The organism is Arthrobacter sp. CAN_A214, from assembly GCF_015751955.1.
Classification (GTDB): domain Bacteria; phylum Actinomycetota; class Actinomycetes; order Actinomycetales; family Micrococcaceae; genus Arthrobacter_D.
Genome location: NZ_JADOUU010000014.1, coordinates 1 through 21,510 on the forward strand (window position 1 = coordinate 1; position 21,510 = coordinate 21,510).

General features: G+C 64.6%; 22 protein-coding genes, 1 other RNA gene and 1 pseudogene. 18 read left to right on the top strand and 6 right to left on the bottom strand.

Annotated features, from left to right (window positions below):
* Positions 1–91 precede the first annotated feature (91 nt).
* The 4 genes and pseudogenes from IWX65_RS17825 to IWX65_RS12190 all read right to left on the bottom strand — a co-directional run bounded on the left by IWX65_RS17825 (position 92) and on the right by IWX65_RS12190 (position 5,251).
* Positions 92–1,069 carry an SGNH hydrolase domain-containing protein gene (locus IWX65_RS17825; RefSeq protein ID WP_334683844.1) on the bottom strand — a complete coding sequence of 326 codons (978 nt, stop codon included), beginning with the start codon at positions 1,067–1,069 and terminating at the stop codon, positions 92–94.
* Between the two features lie 108 nt (positions 1,070–1,177).
* Positions 1,178–1,975, bottom strand: a pseudogene (locus IWX65_RS17830) (acyltransferase family protein); the annotation flags it as partial.
* Positions 1,976–1,990: 15 nt separating this feature from the next.
* Positions 1,991–2,227 (bottom strand): acyltransferase family protein, encoded by a 237-nt coding sequence (locus tag IWX65_RS12185; protein ID WP_196883178.1) that lies wholly within the window; start codon positions 2,225–2,227, stop codon positions 1,991–1,993.
* Between the two features lie 153 nt (positions 2,228–2,380).
* Entirely contained in the window at positions 2,381–5,251 is a 2,871-nt protein-coding gene (locus IWX65_RS12190; protein WP_196883180.1) for a M43 family zinc metalloprotease, read from the bottom strand.
* 637 nt (positions 5,252–5,888) lie between these two features.
* Between IWX65_RS12190 and IWX65_RS12195 the strand changes: the two genes are divergently transcribed.
* The 16 genes from IWX65_RS12195 (at position 5,889) to IWX65_RS12270 (ending at position 18,544) form a co-directional block, all read left to right on the top strand.
* Entirely contained in the window at positions 5,889–7,115 is a 1,227-nt protein-coding gene (locus tag IWX65_RS12195; RefSeq protein WP_196883182.1) for a CpaF family protein, read from the top strand.
* On the top strand, positions 7,112–7,969 hold the full coding sequence (locus IWX65_RS12200) for a type II secretion system F family protein (RefSeq protein ID WP_196883187.1): 858 nt from the start codon (positions 7,112–7,114) through the stop codon (positions 7,967–7,969). Before IWX65_RS12195 ends, IWX65_RS12200 begins: the two co-directional genes overlap by 4 nt.
* Positions 7,966–8,907 (top strand): type II secretion system F family protein, encoded by a 942-nt coding sequence (locus tag IWX65_RS12205; RefSeq protein ID WP_334683836.1) that lies wholly within the window; start codon positions 7,966–7,968, stop codon positions 8,905–8,907. Before IWX65_RS12200 ends, IWX65_RS12205 begins: the two co-directional genes overlap by 4 nt.
* Positions 8,908–8,946: 39 nt before the next feature.
* Positions 8,947–9,162 carry a hypothetical protein gene (locus IWX65_RS12210; RefSeq protein ID WP_196883188.1) on the top strand — a complete coding sequence of 72 codons (216 nt, stop codon included), beginning with the start codon at positions 8,947–8,949 and terminating at the stop codon, positions 9,160–9,162.
* On the top strand, positions 9,163–9,561 hold the full coding sequence (locus IWX65_RS12215; RefSeq protein ID WP_334683837.1) for a TadE family protein: 399 nt from the start codon (positions 9,163–9,165) through the stop codon (positions 9,559–9,561).
* Entirely contained in the window at positions 9,542–10,018 is a 477-nt protein-coding gene (locus IWX65_RS12220; RefSeq protein WP_334683838.1) for a hypothetical protein, read from the top strand. The genes IWX65_RS12215 and IWX65_RS12220 overlap by 20 nt, the downstream gene beginning before the upstream one ends.
* On the top strand, positions 10,015–10,479 hold the full coding sequence (locus IWX65_RS12225; RefSeq protein WP_196883189.1) for a pilus assembly protein TadG-related protein: 465 nt from the start codon (positions 10,015–10,017) through the stop codon (positions 10,477–10,479). The genes IWX65_RS12220 and IWX65_RS12225 overlap by 4 nt, the downstream gene beginning before the upstream one ends.
* Positions 10,480–10,521: 42 nt before the next feature.
* Complete coding sequence (gene prfB, locus IWX65_RS12230) at positions 10,522–11,637, top strand: peptide chain release factor 2 (RefSeq protein ID WP_196883190.1); 1,116 nt, start codon at positions 10,522–10,524, stop codon at positions 11,635–11,637.
* Positions 11,638–11,805: 168 nt separating this feature from the next.
* Positions 11,806–12,510 (top strand): cell division ATP-binding protein FtsE, encoded by a 705-nt coding sequence (ftsE, locus tag IWX65_RS12235; protein ID WP_196883191.1) that lies wholly within the window; start codon positions 11,806–11,808, stop codon positions 12,508–12,510.
* Positions 12,507–13,418 (top strand): permease-like cell division protein FtsX, encoded by a 912-nt coding sequence (gene ftsX / locus IWX65_RS12240; protein ID WP_196883193.1) that lies wholly within the window; start codon positions 12,507–12,509, stop codon positions 13,416–13,418. Before ftsE ends, ftsX begins: the two co-directional genes overlap by 4 nt.
* Before the next feature lie 3 nt (positions 13,419–13,421).
* Complete coding sequence (locus IWX65_RS12245) at positions 13,422–14,195, top strand: coiled-coil domain-containing protein (RefSeq protein WP_196883195.1); 774 nt, start codon at positions 13,422–13,424, stop codon at positions 14,193–14,195.
* Between the two features lie 45 nt (positions 14,196–14,240).
* Entirely contained in the window at positions 14,241–14,873 is a 633-nt protein-coding gene (locus IWX65_RS12250; RefSeq protein WP_196883197.1) for a M23 family metallopeptidase, read from the top strand.
* 70 nt (positions 14,874–14,943) lie between these two features.
* Positions 14,944–15,417 carry an SsrA-binding protein SmpB gene (gene smpB / locus IWX65_RS12255; protein ID WP_196883198.1) on the top strand — a complete coding sequence of 158 codons (474 nt, stop codon included), beginning with the start codon at positions 14,944–14,946 and terminating at the stop codon, positions 15,415–15,417.
* 101 nt (positions 15,418–15,518) lie between these two features.
* Positions 15,519–15,886: a transfer-messenger RNA gene (ssrA, locus tag IWX65_RS12260) on the top strand.
* A gap of 90 nt (positions 15,887–15,976) precedes the next feature.
* Positions 15,977–16,201: a hypothetical protein gene (locus tag IWX65_RS12265; protein ID WP_196883199.1), complete on the top strand. Its 225-nt coding sequence runs from the start codon at positions 15,977–15,979 to the stop codon at positions 16,199–16,201.
* A gap of 642 nt (positions 16,202–16,843) precedes the next feature.
* On the top strand, positions 16,844–18,544 hold the full coding sequence (locus IWX65_RS12270; RefSeq protein ID WP_196883200.1) for an alpha-glucosidase: 1,701 nt from the start codon (positions 16,844–16,846) through the stop codon (positions 18,542–18,544).
* 40 nt (positions 18,545–18,584) lie between these two features.
* Here the strand turns inward: IWX65_RS12270 and IWX65_RS12275 are convergent, their stop codons facing one another.
* Positions 18,585–19,685 (bottom strand): carboxylate-amine ligase, encoded by a 1,101-nt coding sequence (locus IWX65_RS12275; protein WP_196883201.1) that lies wholly within the window; start codon positions 19,683–19,685, stop codon positions 18,585–18,587.
* 138 nt (positions 19,686–19,823) lie between these two features.
* Here IWX65_RS12275 and IWX65_RS12280 point away from each other — a divergent pair, with 138 nt between their 5' ends.
* Positions 19,824–20,423: a fluoride efflux transporter FluC gene (locus tag IWX65_RS12280; RefSeq protein WP_196883202.1), complete on the top strand. Its 600-nt coding sequence runs from the start codon at positions 19,824–19,826 to the stop codon at positions 20,421–20,423.
* Entirely contained in the window at positions 20,420–20,797 is a 378-nt protein-coding gene (locus tag IWX65_RS12285) for a fluoride efflux transporter FluC (protein WP_196883203.1), read from the top strand. The genes IWX65_RS12280 and IWX65_RS12285 overlap by 4 nt, the downstream gene beginning before the upstream one ends.
* Here IWX65_RS12285 and IWX65_RS12290 read toward each other — a convergent pair.
* Positions 20,725–21,501 carry a metal-dependent transcriptional regulator gene (locus tag IWX65_RS12290; RefSeq protein WP_196883205.1) on the bottom strand — a complete coding sequence of 259 codons (777 nt, stop codon included), beginning with the start codon at positions 21,499–21,501 and terminating at the stop codon, positions 20,725–20,727. The genes IWX65_RS12285 and IWX65_RS12290 overlap by 73 nt on opposite strands.
* Between the last annotated feature and the right edge of the window lie 9 nt (positions 21,502–21,510).

The following is a 21,510-nucleotide window of genomic DNA, read 5'->3' on the forward strand; positions in this document are numbered from 1 at the left end:
AACAACCGTCCACAACTCATCTGGAATCACATCCGAACGAACCATCCATCCAGCTTCCAACATCACAAGCCGGATATTTAGCAGACACGCCCTAGCCCGCCCTGGCTGCTTCGAAGCGCTCCGAGAACAGCGGCACGAGGGAACGGATATAGCTGCGGGCCACGTGGTCGGTATCGAAGAACACATGAAGTCCCCCGATTGCCGCATAGCACTTGTCGTCCGGGCAGAACCGGTCCGACAGGTCAATGACCTTTGCTCCCGGTTCATCCATGTCGTACACCGCCTCGGCAAGCGGGTCGAGGGGTAGCGCCTTGGTCTTGTCGTTTGCGCACGCCAGGGAATTGTTGCTGTTGAGCGAGAGGCACTCCGGGGTGGAGCGGTTCAGGGTCAGCGGCGTGTCCCGAATGACATAGACCTGTGTGCCGTTCGCGGTCCATTGACCAACCATTCCGCGGAAGGCTTCGCCGTACTGCTCGAGCTGCGAGCGGCCGCTGCCGTCGTCAATGGTCTCACCTGCTGCGAAGGTTGCGAGGAAGACGGTGTCCGGCCGTTCGGCAAGGATCCGGTCGGAGACCTCGGCGCTCCATTCAAGGCAGCGCTTCTGGAACGCGGCGTCGGTAGTCCGTACTCCCAGGAAAGCGACCCGCTTCACGTTGACAAGCGGGCATCCACCCATCAGGCTCGCGTTCACCTGCCACTTGTGCTGGCGGGCCAATTCGAAGACGCCGGCCTGCCATTGCTCCGCATGTGAATCTCCCACGAGCCAGACCGTCTCCGACACGTCCTCGCCCCCCGAGAAATCGCAGGCGCTGAGCAGTTCCTGCTCCTGGACCCGGATGGGGTCCTCGTGGGGCAGGCAGTCTCCGGAGGCGAACCAGGGCGCTTCGTCCTCTCCGACGTTCTCCACGTCGGGGGGGCCGAACGGATCAACGCAGTCATGTGCCGGATCAAGGCTTTTCGCACCGAAACAGTCCCCACCTGAAAGAGCGTCGAGCTTGCCCAGCTCGGCTTCCTGGGCAGCGGCTCCGCCTGCCATTATCGCCGCGCTGGCCACGCACACGGTGGCCATGGCGATCGCTGTCCAGCCGAGAACCCTTCGGGGAGTGCCTCCGACAAGAAGCCTTGTTCGGCCCGGATCCTCGATATATTTCTTGCTGAGCGCAGCGAGGAGGAGCGCGACGACGGCAACACCGACCTTGTCGACGTCGGTCAGGTTGCGGTTGATCACGCTCGGCAGAAGGATAATCAACGGCCAGTGCCAAAGGTAGAGGGAGTACGACACGTTACCGACGAACTGAATCGGTGACGTTGCGAGAAGATAGTTGGGTGACCACAGCGGGAACCGAGGGCCCGAGCAGATGACGAGCACCGTGCCGAGAACCGGAACAACGGCCGCGTAGCCGGGGAAGTACGTTTCCTCGTTGTAGGAGAAGGCACCCAGCATGATCAGGGCGAAGCCTGCCCACTGCATCAGGCCCGCCAGAATGCCGGCCCGTCCCAGTTTCGCCTGCAGCGACGCTGCGGCTGCTGCAACGAGGGCGCCGGCAGCGAATTCCCAGACACGCGCGGGCGTCACGAAATAGGCTTCGCTTCGGCTCGCGTAGGTGAAATAGGTCGAGAAGGCCAGCGACGCCGCGCCGACGGCGGCAAGGCCCAGGACGAGGACCCGACGCCGGCCGAGGGAAAAGCGCCGAGCAAGGAGGAAAAGTACCAGCAGGAAGACGGGCCACACGAGATAGAACTGTTCCTCGACAGAGAGTGACCAGTAGTGCTGGACCGTCGACGCAGCAGTGTTCTGTGCCGAGTAGTCGACCGACTGGGACGCCAGCCACCAGTTCTCGACGTACAGGGTTGCTGCGATCGTTTCGCTGGCGATGGTCGGCCAGCGGGAGAACGGCAAGAATACACAGGCGCCGATCAGGGAAATGACTGACACCACCAGGGCGGCCGGCAGGAGCCTCTTGGCACGGCGGGCATAGAACTTGCCGAGCTAGATACCCCCGGTCCTCTCGGATTCGCCCATCAGGTGCTTGGTAATGAGGTAGCCCGAGATGACGAAGAACACGTCGACGCCGACATAGCCCCCAGGCAGCATCTGGGGCCACAGGTGGTTGAGTACCACGAGGAGTACAGCTATCGCCCGCAGAGCCTGGATGTCCCGCCGCGGGGTCGTTCCGGTCGTTGCCCGCCGTCCACCGTCCTGGATGGACGGGAGTTGATCGATCACGCAGTCTCCTAGCGACTTCTGCTGCACCGCGAGGAAACGGAGCCGGGTCGGGGATCCCGCGGTATCAAGGATACCGCGGGATCCTGGGCAGGAGCGGCACTCGACACCGGTCCCTCGCCGGCTGCCAGCGCTCCTACCGCGCTCTTCCGGCTCTTATCGTCGAACGATCCGGACGCCGTTGGTGGGGGTCCAGGTGAGGGTTCCGTTTTGGAAGGGTTGGGTGCATTGGGTGTTGGTGGTGCAGGTTTGGGTTTTGGTGGGGTAGCCCAGGGCACCGTTTTCGGCTCCTTGGGCCCGGTAGGTGGTGCGGATAGGTCCGGTGATGGTGGAGTGGGCTTCGGTTCTGGGGGACCAGAGGATTTCGCCGTTCTGGAAGGACTGGTAGCAGCCGCCGTCCCTGATGCCGCAGATTTCGGTGTTGGTGGGGTAGCCCAGGGCACCGTTTTCGGCTCCGGCGGCCCGGTAGGCCAGGCGGATGCCGCCGTTGCGGCTGAGGTGCGCTCCGCTGGCGGCTGACCAGAAGATCTCACCGTTCTGGAAGGACTGGTAGCAGCCGCCGTCCCTGATGCCGCAGATCTCTCCGTGGGTGGGGTAGCCCAGGATCCCGTTTTCGGCTCCTTGGGCCCGGTAGGCCAGGCGGATGCCGCCGCCGCGGCTGAGGTGCGCTCCGCTGGCGGCTGACCAGAAGATCTCACCGTTCTGGAAGGACTGGTAGCAGCCGCCGTCCTTGATGCCGCAGATTTCGGTGTTGGTGGGGTAGCCCAGGATGCTGCTTTCGGCTCCTGCGGCCCGGTAGGCGGTGCGAATGGCTCCGTGATGGGTGATCTGGGTGCTGGTGGTGGGTGACCAGAGGATCTCGCCTCTTTGGTAGGCCTGGTAGCAGCCGCCGTTCTTGAGGCCGCAGGTCTCGGCGCCGGTGGGGTAGCCCAGGATGCTGTTTTCGGCTCCTGCTGCCCGGTAGGCCAGGCGGATGCCGCCTTGCCGGGTGAGATGCGCTCCGCTGGCGGCGGACCATAGGACCTCGCCGCCCTGGTATGCCTGGTAGCAGCCGCCGTCCCTGATGCCGCAGATTTCCCCGCTGATGGGGTAGCCCAGGATCCCGTTTTCGGCTCCTGCGGCCCGGTAGGCGGTTCGGATGGCGCTGTTGTAGGAGATCCTGGCTCCGCTGGCGGGGGACCAGAGGATCTCGCCGCGTTGGAAGGTCTGGTAGCAGCCGCCGTCCCTGATGCCGCAGATCTCTCCGTTGGTGGGGTAGCCCAGGATGCTGCTCTCAGCTCCCGCGGCCCGGTAGGCGGAGCGGATCTCGCCGCTGCGGCTGAGGTGCGCTCCGCTGGCAGCGGACCAGAGGATCTCCCCGCCCTGGAACGCCTGGTAGCAGCCACCGTCCCTGATGCCGCAGCCCTGGGCGCTCACGGGGTAACCCATGGGCCCGTTCTGCGCACCGGAGTCAAGCCAGGCCTTGCGCAGGGGACCGTTCAACGTGGCCGCCGCGCCGGAGCCGGCTGACCATAACACTGCACCATTGACATAGCCCCGGTAGCAGCCGTTGTCCTTCAAACCACAGATGACATCCGATACCGGCGCACCCAACGCCGGCACCGCCGCGGCAGCACCATCAATGAACGGCTCCGCCACCGCCTCCCTCGACGACTGGCTATTGATGGTCACGGTTGCGTTCGTGCCGAGGGAGTCGATGCGGACCGTGGTTCCCCTGGCGGTGCGGAAGGTCGATCCCTGCTGCCAGGCATGGTTCTGGTTGTAGTAGCCGCTGAACCGGTAGCTCGACGGGGTCAGGGCCAGGGACGCGGCCTCCGGCCAGTCTCCGCGAGCGTCCTTCTTGTGGATCATCACACCGCGGTTGTTGCCTGTTGCACCAGCGTCATTGGCACCGGCGGGGTTGCGGTAGGAAAGGTAGTAGGTCTCCCTGCTCGCGGGATCGACGAACTTCACGGCACGCCGCGCCGCGGTTCCGCCCCAGGGCTGGAGGGTGAAAGCTTTGCTTCCCTCGATCACTCCCGCGTCGAGGATCTCATCCCCGCGGCCGAATCCGCCGTACTCCCAGAGGTAGGCGTTGATAGGCGGCGTGGTGTACTGCGCCAGGCCCATCAGGTCCATGGTGTCTCCGTAGTCCCGGGAGTCACATGCGGAGTCGCCCCAGGTGTTGTTCGGAGAAGCGATATCGCTGCTTCCAGTGGAGCACTCCAGGCTGTTGGCGTGGTTCAGTCCGAGGACGTGCCCGAATTCGTGGGTGACCACGTTGTTGGTGAATCCGGACGGCACCGGCATGATGACCCTGCCGCTGTTGGAGCCGTCGGTGAATCCGCCACCGAGCACTCCGCCGGCGAACTGCGCCACCGGAACATAGACGACGAGCGCGTCATTCGGGCTGGCCGTCCATTGCAGCTTCGCGGTGATCTTGGCCATGAGGTCGTAGTACTGGTCGGTGCTGTTCGCCGTGATGACCACGTCCCGGTATTCGGGTCCGAACTGCATCCCGAGCCGGTTGGCCGAAGCGGCCCGCCAGTAGTCGTTCGAGGCGAGGATCGACTGCTTGGCCTGACTGAACTGGAAATCCGAGATTCGGTTGTTGGGTGAGCCCGAGAGCACTACCGTGACGAGTGTGACGGTGAAGGTGCCGCTTCGCTGGCCGAATGCGGCCCCCGATCCTGCAGGGGCGCCGGATGAACTTCCTGCGGAGTCCGACGGCGCCGCCAGGTGCTCTCCCAGGATCGGGTTGAAACCGGGCTGACTCATGGGATCCGCCAGGGGCTCCACGGTGACCGCGCTGTCCTTGGTGCCCGGCTCCGCGGAGGGCGAAGCCGTCGCAGGGATGCTCGGGGCTTCGCTCGAAACTGCTGCCGGCTCGCTCGGTGAGATGGCCGCGGGCTTGCTCGGTGGGACGGCCGCCGGCTCGCCTGGTGGAGCGGTTGGTGGAAGGAGCGGTTCGATCGCAGGGCCGGGTGCAGGTGCCGATGGAGATGCGGTCGGAGCCGGTGCCTCGAGGGATGCAGCGACTGCGGGCATTGCGCTACTCAGGAGTGCGAGGGATAAGACAGCCGAAAGAACAAGTCGTGACGGGGAAGCAAGGAACAAGAGTTTCTCCAGCGGGACATGGGCGTTGGCCCAGGCGAGTGAAATCCCGAGAAGACTACAGTCCTGTTACAGATGTGAAAGGGGTTCCTGGAGTGAATCAGCAATCCTAGGTCTTTCTTGCGGGTTTCTTTCGTATCCCCCCGGCGTGTCAGGCTTTGGAGCCGAGTTTGATTATGGGTATTGGTACTCCCTGATCTTTGGATACGGCCGTACAGTGCCGGCGGGAAGATCCGGAGTACTTATCTCCCAACAGGCCCGGGTGCGGTAATCGGCGCGGCTGACGTCCGGCGGATTCTCAACGTCTGCGCTGACCGCAACGCAGACGAAGACACCACTGCGGACGGTGGATCGGCTCAATTCTCGACGTCCCAACATCTTCTAGTGTTTATCCATCGGGTGTTCCGGTCCCGGTCAGCAGTTCGGCGTTGAAAAACAGGTAGTTCGCTTATCCACACGTGCTTACTTACTCTGTCCCGGTGCTCATCCCGCGCCTAGTGTGAGGGGGTCGGCTGGAGCCGGCGCGCAGGACCACCATGCAGGCCTGCGAGCTACCGGATGGGGGTGCGCCATGGACGGTGTCCGCATTGTCGAGGATGAAGTGCGCGAACTCATTCGACGGCGAGGTCTGGACCCCGCCCGCCAGGTGCAGGAAATCCTCTCCCTTGTCGATGCGGCCGTCAATGACTACGACGAACGGTCGATCCTCGGGGTGCTTCCGCCCCTGGGTCATCTGGAGCACGCACGAAAGTATGTATTCGATGCGGTGGCCGGGTTCGGGGCGTTGCAGCCGTACCTCGATGATCCGACGATCGAGGAGATTTGGATCAACGCCCCTTCGGAGATATACGTGGCGCATGCGGGAGAATCCGAGTTGGCGGCGTTGACGTTGACTGAGCAACAGGTGCGCGACCTCGTGGAGCGGATGCTGAAGTCGTCCGGAAGGAGACTTGACCTCTCGTCGCCCTTCGTGGATGCCTCGTTGCCCGACGGTTCGCGACTCCACGTGGTCATTCCGGATGTCACCCGTCGGCATTGGGCCGTGAACATCCGGAAGTTCATTGCCAAGGCCACCAGGCTGGAACACCTCGTGGATCTCGGGACGCTTTCTCCCCAGGCTGCGCTCTTCCTGAAGGCAGCGGTGGCCAGCGGCCTCAATATCCTTGTTTCGGGAGCTACCCAGGCCGGGAAAACGACGCTCCTTAATTGCCTGGGCTCGGCAATCGGTCCGCGGGAGCGAGTGGTCACGGTCGAGGAAATCTTCGAGCTCCAACTGCCGCTGCGCGACGTCGTGGGACTGCAGTGCAGGCAACCGAACCTTGAGGGCCATGGCGAGATCCCGTTGCGGAGACTCGTCAAGGAGGCTCTGCGGATGCGGCCCGACCGGCTGATCGTCGGGGAAGTCCGGGAAGCGGAGAGTCTTGACATGCTGATCGCGCTCAACAGCGGTCTGCCCGGAATGTGCAGCGTCCATGCAAATAGCGCGCACGACGCCATCACGAAAATCTGCACCCTCCCGCTGCTCGCCGGCCAGAACATCTCAAGCGCCTTCGTGGTCCCCACTGTCGCTTCCTGCATCGACCTTGTAGTGCATTGCGCCAGGGTGAGCGGCGGCGCACGCCAGGTCATGGAAATAATGGCCCTCGGCAGACGTGTGGAGAACGGGATCATCGAGTCATCTCCGGTCTTCCGGCGTGTCAACGGCCGATTAATGGTCAGCGCAACGTCGATGCCCGCCGAGGAGAAGTTCGCCGAGGCGGGAGTAGACGTCGCAGCCCTCCTCGGGGACCGCTCGTGAGAGCCGCCCTCGGACTTTCCCTTGGGACAGGACTGTTTCTCATCTGGTGGTCCTGCTGGGTCACTGGTGCCGGCCCTGCAGGAAGAGGGAAACGAAGGCGCCGCTTCGATGAGCTCCTGGTCCGCGCGGGAGTGGAACGGGTTTCATCCGGAGGCCTCCTGGCAAGTTGTGCCGCGCTCGGGGTATTCGTTCTCCTGCTGATCCTCGTTCTGACGCGATCCCTGCCCATTGCCCTGTGTTTCGCGATTTTCGGCGGGTTCATCCCTCTCGCTATCGTGCGGTGGAGAGCTGCCAGGAGGACTGCTTCGCTGCGGGAACTCTGGCCGGATGTGGTGGATCACCTACGGTCGGCTATCCGGGCAGGTCTGTCCCTGCCTGAGGCACTCATCCAGTTAGGGGACAAGGGTCCGGTGGAGCTGCGGCTGGCGTTCCTGGCGTTCGGGTCGGACTACCGTGCGGGCGGCCGGTTCGATGACTCGCTGAGCCGCCTCAAGGACCGACTGGCCGATCCCGTCGCGGACCGCATCATCGAGGCACTCCGGATGACGCGGGAAGTAGGCGGCTCGGACCTGGGAAGGCTGCTGGGCACTCTTTCGGAGTTCTTGCGGGACAGCGCCCGGACTCGAAGCGAACTCGAGGCACGGCAATCCTGGACCGTCAACGCAGCACGCCTTGCGGTCGCAGCGCCTTGGTTCGTCCTGATGCTCCTTGCTACCCGGCCCGAAGCAGTGCGGGCCTACAACACTGCCACCGGTTCGCTGGTGCTCCTCGGAGGGCTGGTGGTCTCGGTGGTGTGCTACCGGGTCATGTTGAAAATCGGCGCACTGCCTCGGGACGAGCGAGTCCTCCGGTGAGCACTCCGCTGGCGCTTTCGCTGCTGCTCGGTGGAGCGCTGGGAGCCGGCTTATGGCTGATTATGGTGAGGGTACCGATGATGCGCCGCGTGCGTTTCGAGGACCGCATTGCTCCTTCATTGAGGGCGGTGGAGGTCCAGTCCCGTCTGCTTTTGCCTCAGGCCGGTCCACTTACGCCGTTCGTGCCGCTCGAGCGGATCATTCGCCCCCTCCTTGCGGATGCTGTCGGTTGGCTCAACAAGTTCAACCCGGCATCAACTGTCCTTGCCAAACGCCTGGTGCAGGCCGGGAGCGGGCAGTCGGTCCTGGATTTTCGGGCACAGCAGATTCTCTGGTCCGCTGCCGGACTGGCCGGCGCCACGATCGTCATGGTGTTGTCTTCGGCAGCGGGGCGGGCAAGCGTCCTGTTCGGCGTCGTCGTTATCCTTTCGTGCGGTGCGGGCGGATTCCTGTTGCGGGATTTCCTGCTGTCCAGCCAGATTCGGAAGCGTGAAGCGCGGATGGTCGCGGAATTTCCCAGCCTTGCGGAGCTGATGGCGTTGGCCGTCAGCGCGGGGGAAAGCGCCACCGGGGCGCTGGAAAGGATATGTCGCACTGCCAACGGTGATCTTGCCGGCGAGTTCTCCCGGGTGCTGGCGGAAACGAGGGCCGGAATGCCGCTCATCGAGGCCCTACAGGAATTCTCCAGGCGCACGCAGTTGGCGCCCCTGGCCCGATTCGTTGATGGGCTCAGCGTCGCAGTGCAGCGCGGAACCCCGCTTGCCGATGTGCTGCGTGCGCAGGCCCAGGACGTCCGGGACATGGCCAAACGGGAGCTGATGGAGTCGGCCGGCAGGAAGGAAATCGCCATGATGGTTCCCCTGGTTTTCGGCGTGCTCCCGTTGACCGTCCTCTTCGCCGTCTACCCCGGCCTCGCACTCATCAACCTAGGTTTCTAGCATCGACCCGAATTCCCGACCGATCGGCAAAGGATGAAAATGCGCAGGTTCAGCAGCTCCTTCCACAGACTCTTTCTCCTGCTCTTGGGCACCCTGCTCCATGGAAGACCCAGAGGTGACAGCGAGCGAGGGGACGTCCCCGGCTGGGTCATGATCACGCTGATGTCGGCGGTGCTTGTGGCCGGTCTACTGGCGCTCGCCGGGCCGGCCCTCCAGGGACTCTTCGAATCGGCAATCAGCCAGGTGTCGCCCTAGGTGCTTCTTCAACCCGGAATCGAGCGAAGGCGTGCCGAAGACGGGACAGCCGTGGTGGACTTCGCTTTGATCGGAGGTCTGCTGACCGTCATCTTCATCGCGATCGTGCAATTGGCACTTGTGCTTCACGTGCGCAATACCCTGATCGATGCGGCGTCCTCGGGTGCGCGGTTCGGAACACTCGCAGACCGTACAGCCGGAGACGCGGAGCAGCGAACGGCGTCGCTCATTTCACTCGCCCTCGGCGATCGCTTCAGCGAGGAGATCGCCGTGGAACAGTCCGACGTCGGCGGCGTGCAGACCCTGGAGGTCGTTGTCCGTGCGCCGCTCCCGGTCATCGGATTGATCGGGCCCACTGATGTCCTGGAGGTGAGGGGCCGTGCGGCCTTCCCGCCCTGAGTCATCTTGCCGCTTCACCCGGGTCCGCCTCCTCAAGGGAGTGGCAGCACGGGAGACCGGCAGTGCAGTTGTCGAATTCACCTTCCTCGGTCTTCTCCTTCTCGTTCCCGTTGTCTACCTGGTATTGACGGTCGGGCAGCTCCAGGGCGGGTCCTTCGCCGTCGTGGGCGCAGCCGACCAGGCGGCGAAGGTGTACGCCGACGCCGGAACCGCAGAGCAAGCGGACGTGCGGGCACGCCAGGCGGTGATGCTGGCCGTATCTGATTTCGGCTTCTCCGGCGAGCAGGTCCTGATCGATATCACCTGCGAGGGTGTATGCCTGTCTCCTGCCTCGAGTGTCACGGTCGTCGTCGAACTGCAGGTGCCACTGCCCCTCATCCCCACCATGCCCGGCATCAACACGTCGGTTGCGAGCCTCACGTCCACCGCTACCCAGATCGTCGAGCGGTACGGATGACGCCTTCGGGGAAACTGCTGCGGATCCGGGGTGACGAGGCCGGCCAGGTGAGCGTTCTGATCATCGGCTATCTCCTGGTCTCACTGCTGGTGGTCACTGTGGTGATGGCGGTATCCGCCGTGTACATAGAACATAAGAAGCTGTTGTCCGTAGCTGACGGAGCAGCCCTGGCGGCGGCAGACTCGTTCGGTATCGACGAAACCTCCGGCAGGTCCGCCGTGCCCCTGCCTTCCTTGAGCGGATCGGCAGTGCAGGCGGCAACGGGGGCGTACGTGGAGCGCACGGGCGCGGGTGGACGGTTCAGCGCGCTGGCGATCGACGCCGCGACGGGTGCACCGGACGGCAGGACGGCGCGCGTAGTTCTGACCGCCGTCGTCCATCCTCCGATGGTCAGTATCCTGGTGCCCGCGGGAATTCCCATCACTGCGGTGGCGGACGCGCGTTCTGAGCTGACACGCTGAGCCGGCGCGCCCCCAAGTCCCATGACGTAGGCTGGAAGCACCATGGCAGCCACTGATTTCCCAGCAGAAATACGCGCCCTGCGCGCCAAATACATATCCATCGAGCAGGTATCCGATGTTGAGGGCATCCGCAAGGACATCGCCGAACTCAGCGAGGAAGCCGGTGCTCCGGATCTCTGGGACGACCCCTCCGCCGGGCAGAAGGTCACCTCGAAGCTTTCCCACCGACAGTCCGCACTCGAACGTCTCGAAACCCTCGAATCGCGCATCGAGGACCTCGAGGTCCTTGTGGAGCTTGCCCAGGATGAAGCCGATGCGGACTCTTTGGCCGAGGCGGAACGGGAACTGGTTTCCCTCAGCAAGGCGCTGGACGACCTTGAGATCGTCACGTTGCTCGCAGGGGAGTGGGACGAGCGGGAAGCAGTGGTGAGCATCCGATCAGGCGCCGGAGGAGTGGACGCGGCGGACTTCGCCGAAATGCTGCTGCGGATGTATCTCCGCTGGGCGGAACGCCACGGGTACCCTACCCAGGTCCTCGACACCTCCTATGCGGAGGAAGCCGGGCTCAAGTCGGCAACCTTCGAGGTGAAGGCTCCCTACGCCTTCGGCACCCTGTCGGTCGAAGCGGGCACCCACCGCCTGGTCCGCATCAGCCCCTTCGACAACCAGGGCCGACGACAGACCTCGTTCGCCGCCGTCGAAGTCATCCCGCTGATCGAACAGACCGACGTGATTGAAGTGCCGGACAACGACATCCGCGTGGATGTGTTCCGGTCCTCCGGGCCGGGCGGGCAGTCGGTCAACACCACCGATTCCGCTGTGCGGTTGACGCACCTTCCCACCGGGCTGGTGGTGTCGATGCAGAACGAGAAGTCCCAGATCCAGAACCGTGCCGCCGCCATGCGGGTGCTGCAGTCGCGTCTTCTCCTGCTCAAGAAGGAACAGGAGGATGCCGAGAAGAAGGCATTCGCCGGTGACGTCAAAGCCTCCTGGGGAGACCAGATGCGTTCCTACGTCCTCAACCCCTATCAGATGGTCAAGGACCTGCGGACCGAGCACGAGGTGGGCAACACTTCGGCGGTCTTCGACGGTGAGATTGACGACTTCATCGATGCCGGTATCCGGTGGCGCACCAATAACCGGAATGCCGAGCAGTAAAGACGCACCGGCGTAGGCCACCCAACCTCAGAGAAACACCTGCCCCAGCGGTCACAATAGTAACTTCGCGGTTATAGTCGAATAGCTGGTGGACCTTTCCTCGCCACATGCCCGGGCCCTTTCGCGCAGTTCCGGGCAAAGCCGCCACTCCTCAGGCGCAAAGCAGCCATGATCAGATTCGACAACTTCACCAAGATCTACGACCAGAAGTCGCGCCCTGCGCTGCAGTCGGTCTCCCTCGAGGTCAACCGCAGCGAATTCGTGTTCCTGGTCGGCGCCTCCGGATCAGGCAAGTCCACCTTCATCCGACTTGTCCTGAAGGAGGAAAGTGCCTCGCTCGGCGCCGTCCACGTGGCAGGCCGTAATGTGGCCGATATCGCCGGCTGGCGCGTGCCGCGCCTCCGGCGGGGCATCGGCGTCGTCTTCCAGGATTTCCGCCTGCTTCCCAACAAGACCGCCTTCGCGAATGTGGCCTTCGCCATGCAGGTCACAGGAAAGAGCCGCGCCGTGATCCGGGAGACCGTGCCGGATGTGCTTCGGATCGTGGGCCTCGAAGGAAAGGGCAACCGCATGCCCCATGAACTGTCCGGCGGAGAGCAGCAGCGCGTGGGCATTGCCCGTGCCATCGTCAACAAACCGGCGATCCTCCTCGCAGACGAACCGACCGGAAACCTTGATCCCACCACGTCCATGGGAATCATGAATATCCTTGAGCACATCAATCGGAACGGCACCACGGTAGTGATGGCCACCCACGACAACACCATCGTCAACTCACTCCGCAAGCGTGTGGTGGAGCTGCGGCACGGCCGGGTGGTACGCGATGAAGCGCAGGGCATCTATGGAGGCGACATCCGGGCAGCGGCCGGATGAAGGTCGCTTTCATCCTCTCCGAAGTTGCCTCGGGGCTGCGGCGGAACCTTTCGATGGTGATCTCCGTGGTGCTCGTCACCTTCATTTCCCTGACCTTCGTAGGTGCCGCCGGGCTCCTCCAGCTCCAGATCAGCCAGATGAAGGGGTACTGGTACGACCGCGTGCAGGTTGCTGTTTTTCTGTGCGTGGAGAATTCGACGTCGCCGACCTGCGCGGCTGGACCTGTCACCGCGGAGCAGCGGGACGCCATTCGAACCCTCCTCGGAGGTGAGAATCTCAGCCAGTACGTCGCTTCGGTCGAGTACGAATCACAGGACGACGCCCTCGGACACTTCCAGAATCAGTTTGCAAACTCACCCATCGTCGAATCCGTGACGGCGAATCAGCTGCCGGAATCGTTCCGGGTGAGCCTCGTGGACGCGGAGAAGTACGAAATCATCGATGAGGCCTTCTCCTCGCTGCCAGGAGTCGACGTCGTCAGCGACCAGCGCGAACTGCTGGAAAAAGTCTTTTCCGTCATGAACCGGGCGTCACTCGGTGCCTTGCTCATCGCCGGTGTCATGACCCTGTGCGCGGTACTGCTGATCGCCACCACCATCCGTCTCTCGGCGTTCAGCCGCCGCAGGGAAACGGGAATCATGGCCCTTGTTGGGGCGTCGAGAACGATCATCCAGCTTCCTTTCGTCCTGGAGGGCGTGATCGCCGCCGTGGCCGGTGCCCTTCTGGCCTCCGGCACCCTGTGGCTTTCAAGCGACTTCCTGATTGCGTGGCTCGCCCGCCTATATCCGGAGACCGCTTTCATCTCGGCCCAGCAGGTCCTTCTGCTCTTGCCGGTGCTCATCCTCCTGGCTGCTTTCCTGGCGGGGGCATCCTCCCTGCTGGCTCTCCGGCGTTACGTGAAGGTCTAGGTCATGAATCGGCGTCCGTTCCCCGTTCGAAGCACGGCGGCACTTCTCGTCGCGCTTACCCTGGCCGTCAGTACGCCGGCGTCCGCCGACGATCTCGAGGACCGCAAAGGCGTCCTGGAAAGCGAGATTGCCGAAGTCCAGCAATCGATCGAGTACCTGGACTCGGACATCTCGGCGAGCATTGCTCAGTTGCAGGTGTACCAGAGTGAACTACCTGCCGCCCAGGAGGCCCTCGCGTCCGCGCAGGGACGGGTTGAAGCCTCGACGAACGAGGTCACCGTACTCGCTGGACGAGTGGAGCTGGCTCAGGAAACAAAGGACAAGCTCATCGGCGAGTTGTCCAGGGACAAAGCCGAGATGGAGAAGACGCGCGAGGTGATAGGCCAGATCGCCACCCAGGCCTACAAGAACGGCGGCGTACCCTCCAATGTGTCCCTGATGTTCGGATCGGAAGGCACCGGGAGCCTGACCTCCTCCATGGACCTGGTAAGCCTCGCGCTCCGCTCGCAGAACGCGGCGATGGACCGCTTGTCGCAGCAGGACGCCACCAATGCCAACAGCAAGGCGCGGCTTGTGGCGGTCGAGGATGAAATCAGGAGCCTGAAGGCCAAGGCTGACGCCGCGCTGCAGGCCGAGCAGGCCGAGCAGGCCGAGCGCGACGCCGCCGCATCGGAGAAAGCCAAGGTCGACAAGCTCGTTGAGGACACCGCGGCGCTATCCGCACGGCTGCAGGAGCAGAAACCCGCGATCGAGGCGAAGCTCGCCAGCGTGGAGTAAGCCCACGAGCAGGTCAATGCCGATATCGCGGAACGCCAGCGGCGCTTGCTCGAAGAAGCGCGGCTTGCCGAGGAAGCACGCCTTCGGGCTGAAGCCGAGGCTCGGGCCGTCGCCGAGGCAACGGCCGTCGCCGCCGAAACGGCGAGACTCCAGGCTGAAGCAAGTGCGCGCCGGGAAACCGGAGCCGCGGCGCAGCAGTCCGTTCCGGCTCCCGTTGCGCCGCAGGCAGCGATTCCCGCGCCGCCGGCGGATGGGGGTGCCTTCGGGCTCAGAATGCCGGTCAACGCGCCGATCTCCTCCGGCTTCGGCTGGCGTGCCACGCCGCCGGACACCTTCGACTTCAACGGCACCGGCGGTTACCTGCACACCGGCGTTGATTTCGCCGCGGCGTGCGGAACCCCACTACATGCACCAGCAGCCGGTGAGGTCTGGTATGCGGACTCGGATGCATTGCTGGGGGCAGGAAAGCGAATTGTCCTGAACCACGGGGTAGTGGGAGGGAACGTGCTTGCGACCAACTTCTACCACCTGTCCCGGTTCAACGTGGCCCCTGGCCAGCGGGTCACCGCGGGCCAGGTGATCGGCTACGTCGGGGATACCGGCAACTCGGCCGGCTGCCACCTGCACTTCGAGACCATGCTCAATGGAAACCTGGTGGACCCCAGGGGGCTGCTGTAGCAGTAGAATGGAACGCACTGTTCCGGGTCCGCCGGTTCCGCGTCGCCAGAGTGGTGAAAGGAGTTCCCCAGTGCCCAAGGAAAGCGGCCGCAAGATCGTGGCCACCAATCGGAAGGCCCACCACGACTATGCCGTCCTGGATACCTACGAAGCAGGCATCGCCCTCATGGGTACCGAGGTCAAGTCGCTGCGTGCCGGGCGGGCCTCGCTTGTCGACGGCTACGCCGTCTTCTACAACGACGAACTGTGGCTCGAGGGCATTCACATTTCCGAGTATTCGCAGGGCAGTTGGACCAATCACGCGGCACGACGACGGCGCAAACTCCTCCTCCACCGTGAGGAACTGACGAAGATCTCCCAGAAGGTGCGCGAGTCCGGCTTCACCCTCGTGCCGCTCCAGCTCTATTTCCTGGATGGGCGCGCCAAGGTGGAGATCGCCGTCGCCCGTGGTAAGCGGGACTACGACAAGCGGCAGACCCTGCGTGAGAAGCAGGACAACCGGGAAGCACTTCGTGCAATGCGCGAGAAGAACCTGGGAGCCTGATACAGGAATAATACGGCGGGTCGCGTGGGTTACACTGAACACCTGGAAAGCGGCGGATGTGCGCGCCAGGTTCGAGAAGGAACAGTTTGACAAGTACATATGGGGATGACAGGTTTCGACGATGTTAGTCGCGACAGGGGAAGCGGGCCGAGGATACAGGGTTATCTCGTAAACGCTCCTTGTAAAACAATAAGTGCCGAACAAAAGCGCACTGACTTCGCTCTCGCTGCCTAGGCAGCCTAGCTAGTCCGTCAGCCCGGGTTTGCTCTCGCCCCGGATACTGGCGTCATTTAGAGGGCCACTGCTCCCGGTTCTCGTTGTAGGAACCGGGGGGACTCTTATACAACTGGGCTTGGCAGCCACTTGTTCGCACGATGGCTGGAGCCGAGAAAAACCGACGCGAACTGCGCCCGGAGAAGCCCTGACTACACTGCATCGGACGCGGGTTCAATTCCCGCCATCTCCACAGATCGAAAAAGCCGGCGGAAGGAACTCCGTCGGCTTTTTCGTGCCCTGCCCGCGCTGCGGGCGAGTGCATGCTCCCCACTACACTTGACGCATGAGCTGGACTGACAGGCCGCCGTCGTGGCTCCCGCCACTGCCGCCGCCGAATCGGGGCCGCGCTCTCCTCATACTCGGCTGGCTTCTGGTCGGCAGCACGTTTATCTACATCATCGTCATGAGCTACATCGGCGGTACCCACTCGCTCCTGACCCTGGTTCCCCTCCTGATCGGCCTCCTCTGCCTCAGCTTCGGAGTGATCCGGCGGAACGGGAGCCGGTGAAACTGGTTGAACGCTTATATCCGCGATAAGAATAACGAACGACCGAAAACAGGACTCCTTGTGCCGCCCGAGCTTCTGGGCATGCACCTCGGCGGCCCGGTCTCGCACGCCACGGGACTGGCACGGGCTCGAACTCCGCGCGTCCACCGCGATCTTCGGTCACTACGGAATTGAATGGGACATTTCGGGACCCGCTCCGGAGGAGCTGTCACAGCTCGGCAAGTGGGTCGCGCTGCACAAGGCCTGGCGGGGTCGGATCCACCGTGGACGCATGGTCCGTGCGGACCTGCCCGATCTCGCCGCGGACCTCCGTGGCGTCGTCTCCGGCGACCGCTCATCAGCCCTGTTCGGGTACTCCCTGACCGCGTCCGGTGCAAGCTATCCGCCCGGAATGCCCCGGTTTCCGGGGTCGATCCGCAGAAGCTGTACCGCATCGTGCCGACCCGGACCTACCTCGTGCAGCCGGGCAACGGTCAGTCACCGCGGGGCCGGCTGCAGGCCGCCCTCGAAGGGGAACCCCTGTGCACGACGGGCCGATTGCTCGAGGCGGCCGGGATCCAGGCACCGGCCGCCTTCCCGAACATTTCCTGCTGGTCGAACTGCACGCCGTCTAGCAAGTCTTTCTCCGAGAGGATCATCAGTATGAGCATCGAACAACCGGCCTGGTGGACCAGCGCCGTCGTCTATCAGATCTACCCGCGCAGCTTCGCCGACTCGAACGGCGACGGCATGGGTGACCTCGGCGGCATTCTCGGCAAGCTCGACTACCTCGCCGAGCTCGGTGTCGACGTGCTTTGGCTCTCACCCATCTACGAATCGCCGCAGCACGACAACGGCTACGACATCAGCAACTACCAGGACATCGACCCCGTCTTCGGGACGCTCGAGGAATTCGACACCCTCCTGGCCGGTGTCCACGAGCACGGCATGAAGCTGGTCATGGACCTCGTGGTGAACCACACGTCCAACAGGCACCCGTGGTTCATCGAGTCGGCGTCGTCGCCGGAAAACCCCAAACGCGACTGGTACTGGTGGCGCGACGCCCGCGAAGGGTTCGCCCCGGGGGAGCGCGGTGCCGAACCGGCCAACTGGGGATCCGCCTTCAGCGGCCCAGCGTGGACCCTCGATCCGGCCAGCGGCCAGTACTACCTGCACTTGTTCGCACCGGAACAGCCGGACCTCAACTGGGAAAATCCGGAGGTCCGCGGAGCCGTTCATTCGATGATGAACTGGTGGCTCGACCGCGGCGTCGACGGCTTCCGCATGGACGTCGTCAATTTCCTCTCGAAGAATCCTGCGCTGCCCGACGGACGGGTGCCGGCCGGCCAGCTGTGGGGCGACGGGAGCCCGCACTTTATGTCCGGCCCACGCATCCACGAGTTCCTCCACGAGATGGCGCTCGCCGTCTTCGACGGGCGGGACGCCGACCTGATCACGGTCGGCGAGATGCCAGGGGTGACGATCGACGATGCGAAACTGTTCACCGACCCCGCGCGTCGCGAACTGGACATGGTGTTCCAGTTCGAACACGTGAGCCTCGATCAGGGCCCCGGCGGGAAATGGGACTACCGCGGCCTGGACCTGCTGGACCTCAAGACGTCCTGGAACCGCTGGCAGAAGGGCCTGGCCGAGACCGGCTGGAACAGCCTTTACCTCAACAACCACGACCAGCCGCGGCTCGTTTCACGATTCGGCGACGACGCCGACTTCCGCTACGAATCGGCCACCCTGTGGGCGGCGCTGCTGCACCTGCACCGCGGAACGCCGTACATCTACCAGGGTGAGGAACTGGGCATGACCAACGTGCCCTTCACCTCGGTTGATGATTTCCAGGACCTCGAGTCGGTGAACTGGTTCCGCGAAGCCACCACCGAACTAGGTGTGACCGAATCCGCCGCCCTCGCCGCCCTGCGCATCATGAGCAGGGACAACGCCCGAACCCCAGTGCAGTGGTCCGACGCGCCGCACGCCGGGTTCACTTCCGGAACACCCTGGCTCACCGTGAACCCCAACTACACCACGGTCAACGCCGACGCCGACCGCGCTTCGGAGAAGTCCGTGTACCGGTTCTACCAGCAGCTCATCGCGCTCCGCCACGACAACGAGGTGGTCCGCCTCGGGCGCTTCGAGATGCAGCAGGAGGACCATCCGACCCTCTACGCCTTCACGCGGACGCTCGGCGCACGGGTGATCCGGGTTCTGGGCAACGTCTCAGGCAACGAATTGGCACTGCCGGACCTGCAGGAAACCGGGGGATCGTCCGGGCTGCTGCTGGGACATTACGACGCCGGATCGCCGGATCGGCTGCGGCCGTGGGAAGTGTGCATTCTCGAGTCGAACTGACGCGCCCCTGCCGTCCGACAGTCCGAGGGCGGCAGCGTGCTCAGTTCTCGTGAATCAGGCTCTCCCGGTAGAGCGCCAGCAGGCCCGGCATCCCGGCGTCGTGCATGGCCTTGCGCTGGCGCTCGGCCCCGGTTCCCCGTGCCTCGAGGTGGAGAAGCGCCGCTTCCACCCAGTCGGTGTCACCCTCGGCGTCGAGAGCCGGGCCGATGAATTCGACCAGTTCGCTGAGGCGCTGGCGGGCAGGCATGCGGACCCCCGTCTCAGGGTCGACGGCGTGGGCGGTCATGCCGTCGCGCGCTGACTGCCAGAGGGCGGCGTCGAGCAGTTCGGGATCCGGGTCGGGGAGGCGCGTGCCCGCGCGGGCCGCGGAGACCGCCGTCGTGACGAGTCCGCGGATGAGGGCGGCGAGCAGCACCGAATCCTGGGCTTCGAGCTGGGCATCACCCGTGCGCACTTCGAGGGTGGGGTAAGCATCCGACAGCCGGGCGACCCACGTCAGCACCCCGCGGTCGATGATGGCTCCTGTCTCCTCGAGCTGTTCGATGCGCCGCTCGTAGTCGGCGGCGTCGGCAAACAGGGGAGGGATGCCCTGCACCGCCCAGCGCCGGTAGTGGATGACACGCCAGCTTCCGAAACCGCTGTCGCGGTCCAGCCAGTAGGGCGAATTGGTGCTGAGCGCGGTGATGATCGGCAGCCAGGGTCGAATCCGGTTGAGGGCCTGGATGCCGGTCTCCTGATCCGGGATTCCTACGTGCACGTGCAGGCCGTTGACGAACTGGTCACCCACAATGCCCGGGGCGCTGGCCCGAAGGTCGCGGTAGCGCTGCTTGTCCGTCAGCTCGGGGTAGTGCTGGCCGATCCGCGGTGCGGTGGCGGTGGGCGCAGCAAGTGCTCCGCTCTGGACCGCGGCTGCCGCCAGTTGCCGGCGGAAATTGAGGAGGGATTCCTCGGCCTGGGTGAGCGTATCGCATACCGGGGTCGCGGTCTCGATCTGGCAACTCAACAGCTCGCGCTGGATGTCGTCGTCATTCAGGCCGGGCGCGTTCACCAGCAGTTGCTGCACGTCAGCGGCGCAATGCATGGGGAGCGCCGAGATTGGATCCAGGAGCAGGTATTCCTCTTCGATGCCGAGGGTCGTCACGCGGGCCTCCAGGTCGGCGGGCAGGGTCCTTCCCAGTGTAGGGAGCCAGCAGCGCGTACCCGGCACTGTGTCGCGGCTGCAGCTTCCGGCCGGTGCTCCATCCGCGGTCCCGTGACGTCCTTCAGTTATAGTGCCACCATGACCCAGTACGGCCCGGGCGATCCGGTGCACCCTCCAGGCGCGCCGGTACCGCCGCACTCCAAGCTGCTTCTGGTGGCACTCGTGCTGGCAGGGGGCGTCCTCGGTACGCTTGCCCGGTATGGTATCTCTCTCGGAGTGCCGGAGGCGGGTGGCTGGCCGCTGCCGACGCTGCTCGTCAACCTCGGAGGATCCTTCCTCCTCGGCGTCCTGTTGGAGTCGCTGGCCTTTCCCCGGAACGCCGGCCGGGCCCAGCTGCTGCGGCTCGGAGCGGGCACCGGCTTCCTTGGCGCTTTCACCACCTACAGTGCGTTCGCCTTCGACGCGGTGAGCATGCTCGACGCCGGGCGGATCGGCACGGCAGCGACCTACGTGTCGCTGAGTGTGCTCGGCGGCATCGCCTGCGCAGCGGTGGGAGTGGTCACGGCGTCCCGTTGGCGTGGCGACCGGCCAGAGGCCGTTACAGACGCAGCCGGTACGACTCCGTCCGGTGCGACCGCAGCCGGCACCACCGCAACTGGCACCAACGCAACCGGCATCACCGCAACTGGCACCACTCCGATCGACAACACTCCAACCGACCGACGGCAGGCACCGTGAGCGCGCTCGTCGTACTGCTGGCCGCGCTGGCCGGGGGAGTCGGCGCGGCCGCGCGCTTCACGGTCGACAACGCGGTGCGGGCGCGGGTCGGAGGATCCTTCCCCCTCGGGATCCTGCTGATCAACGTCACGGGCTCCCTTGCGCTTGGAGTCGTCGCCGGGCTGGTGCTTCGCGGAGGGCTCGCACCTGCTGCCGAGGTGGTGGTCGGCACCGGTTTCCTCGGGGGCTTCACCACCTTCAGTACGGCGAGTGTGGACACCGTGCGGCTGATCGGCGCCGGGCGCTACCTCGCCGCCTCCGGCTATGCGCTGGGAACGGCGGGGGCGTCGTTGGCCGCGGCCGCCGTCGGGCTCGGGGTAGTTCTCGCGCTGTAGGCCGCCAGCGTGCAGCCCTCGTGCGTGCCGAGGGTCTCCACCCAGATTGCGGCCACTAGTTCCTCTCCCAGCTGCAGCAGAGGCGCGCGGGGACTCTCGCCGACAGCGACGGCCAGCAGCCCGCCGAACGGGGCGCGCCCCGAAACCAGCAGGGGAGTATCAAGGCCCACGCCGTGGTCGGTGAGGAACTTGAGCAGCGCCGGATTGTCATCACTGATCCGCGCCACGCGGGCGCGGTGGCCGTCGTCGAGACGAGCAAGGGGCACGGCGTCGGGCCGCGGCACGACGCCGTCCGGTGCCGGGATCGGATCGCCGTGGGGATCACGCGCGGGGTGGCCGAGTTTTCGGTCCAGCCGTTCGATGAAGGTGTCGGACACCGAGTGCTCCAGCAGCTCCGCCTCGTCGTGGACCTCGTCCCAGCTGTACCCGAGCTGGTCCACCAGGAAGGTTTCGATCAGCCGATGCCGGCGCACCATCGCCAGTGCGAGCGCCAGGCCGGCGGGGGTGAGGCTGATTGGCCCGTACTTCTCATGACGTGCGAGCCCCAGCTCGACGAGTTTGGCCACCATCCCCGTCACGGAGGAATTGGCGACGGACATGCGCCCGGCAAGCTGCGACGCCGTAATGGGAGTCTCCTGCCACTCCGTGAACCCGTAGATGGCCTTGACGTAATCCTGCACGCTCGAGGAGTCGATGCTGTGCACCGTCCCCTT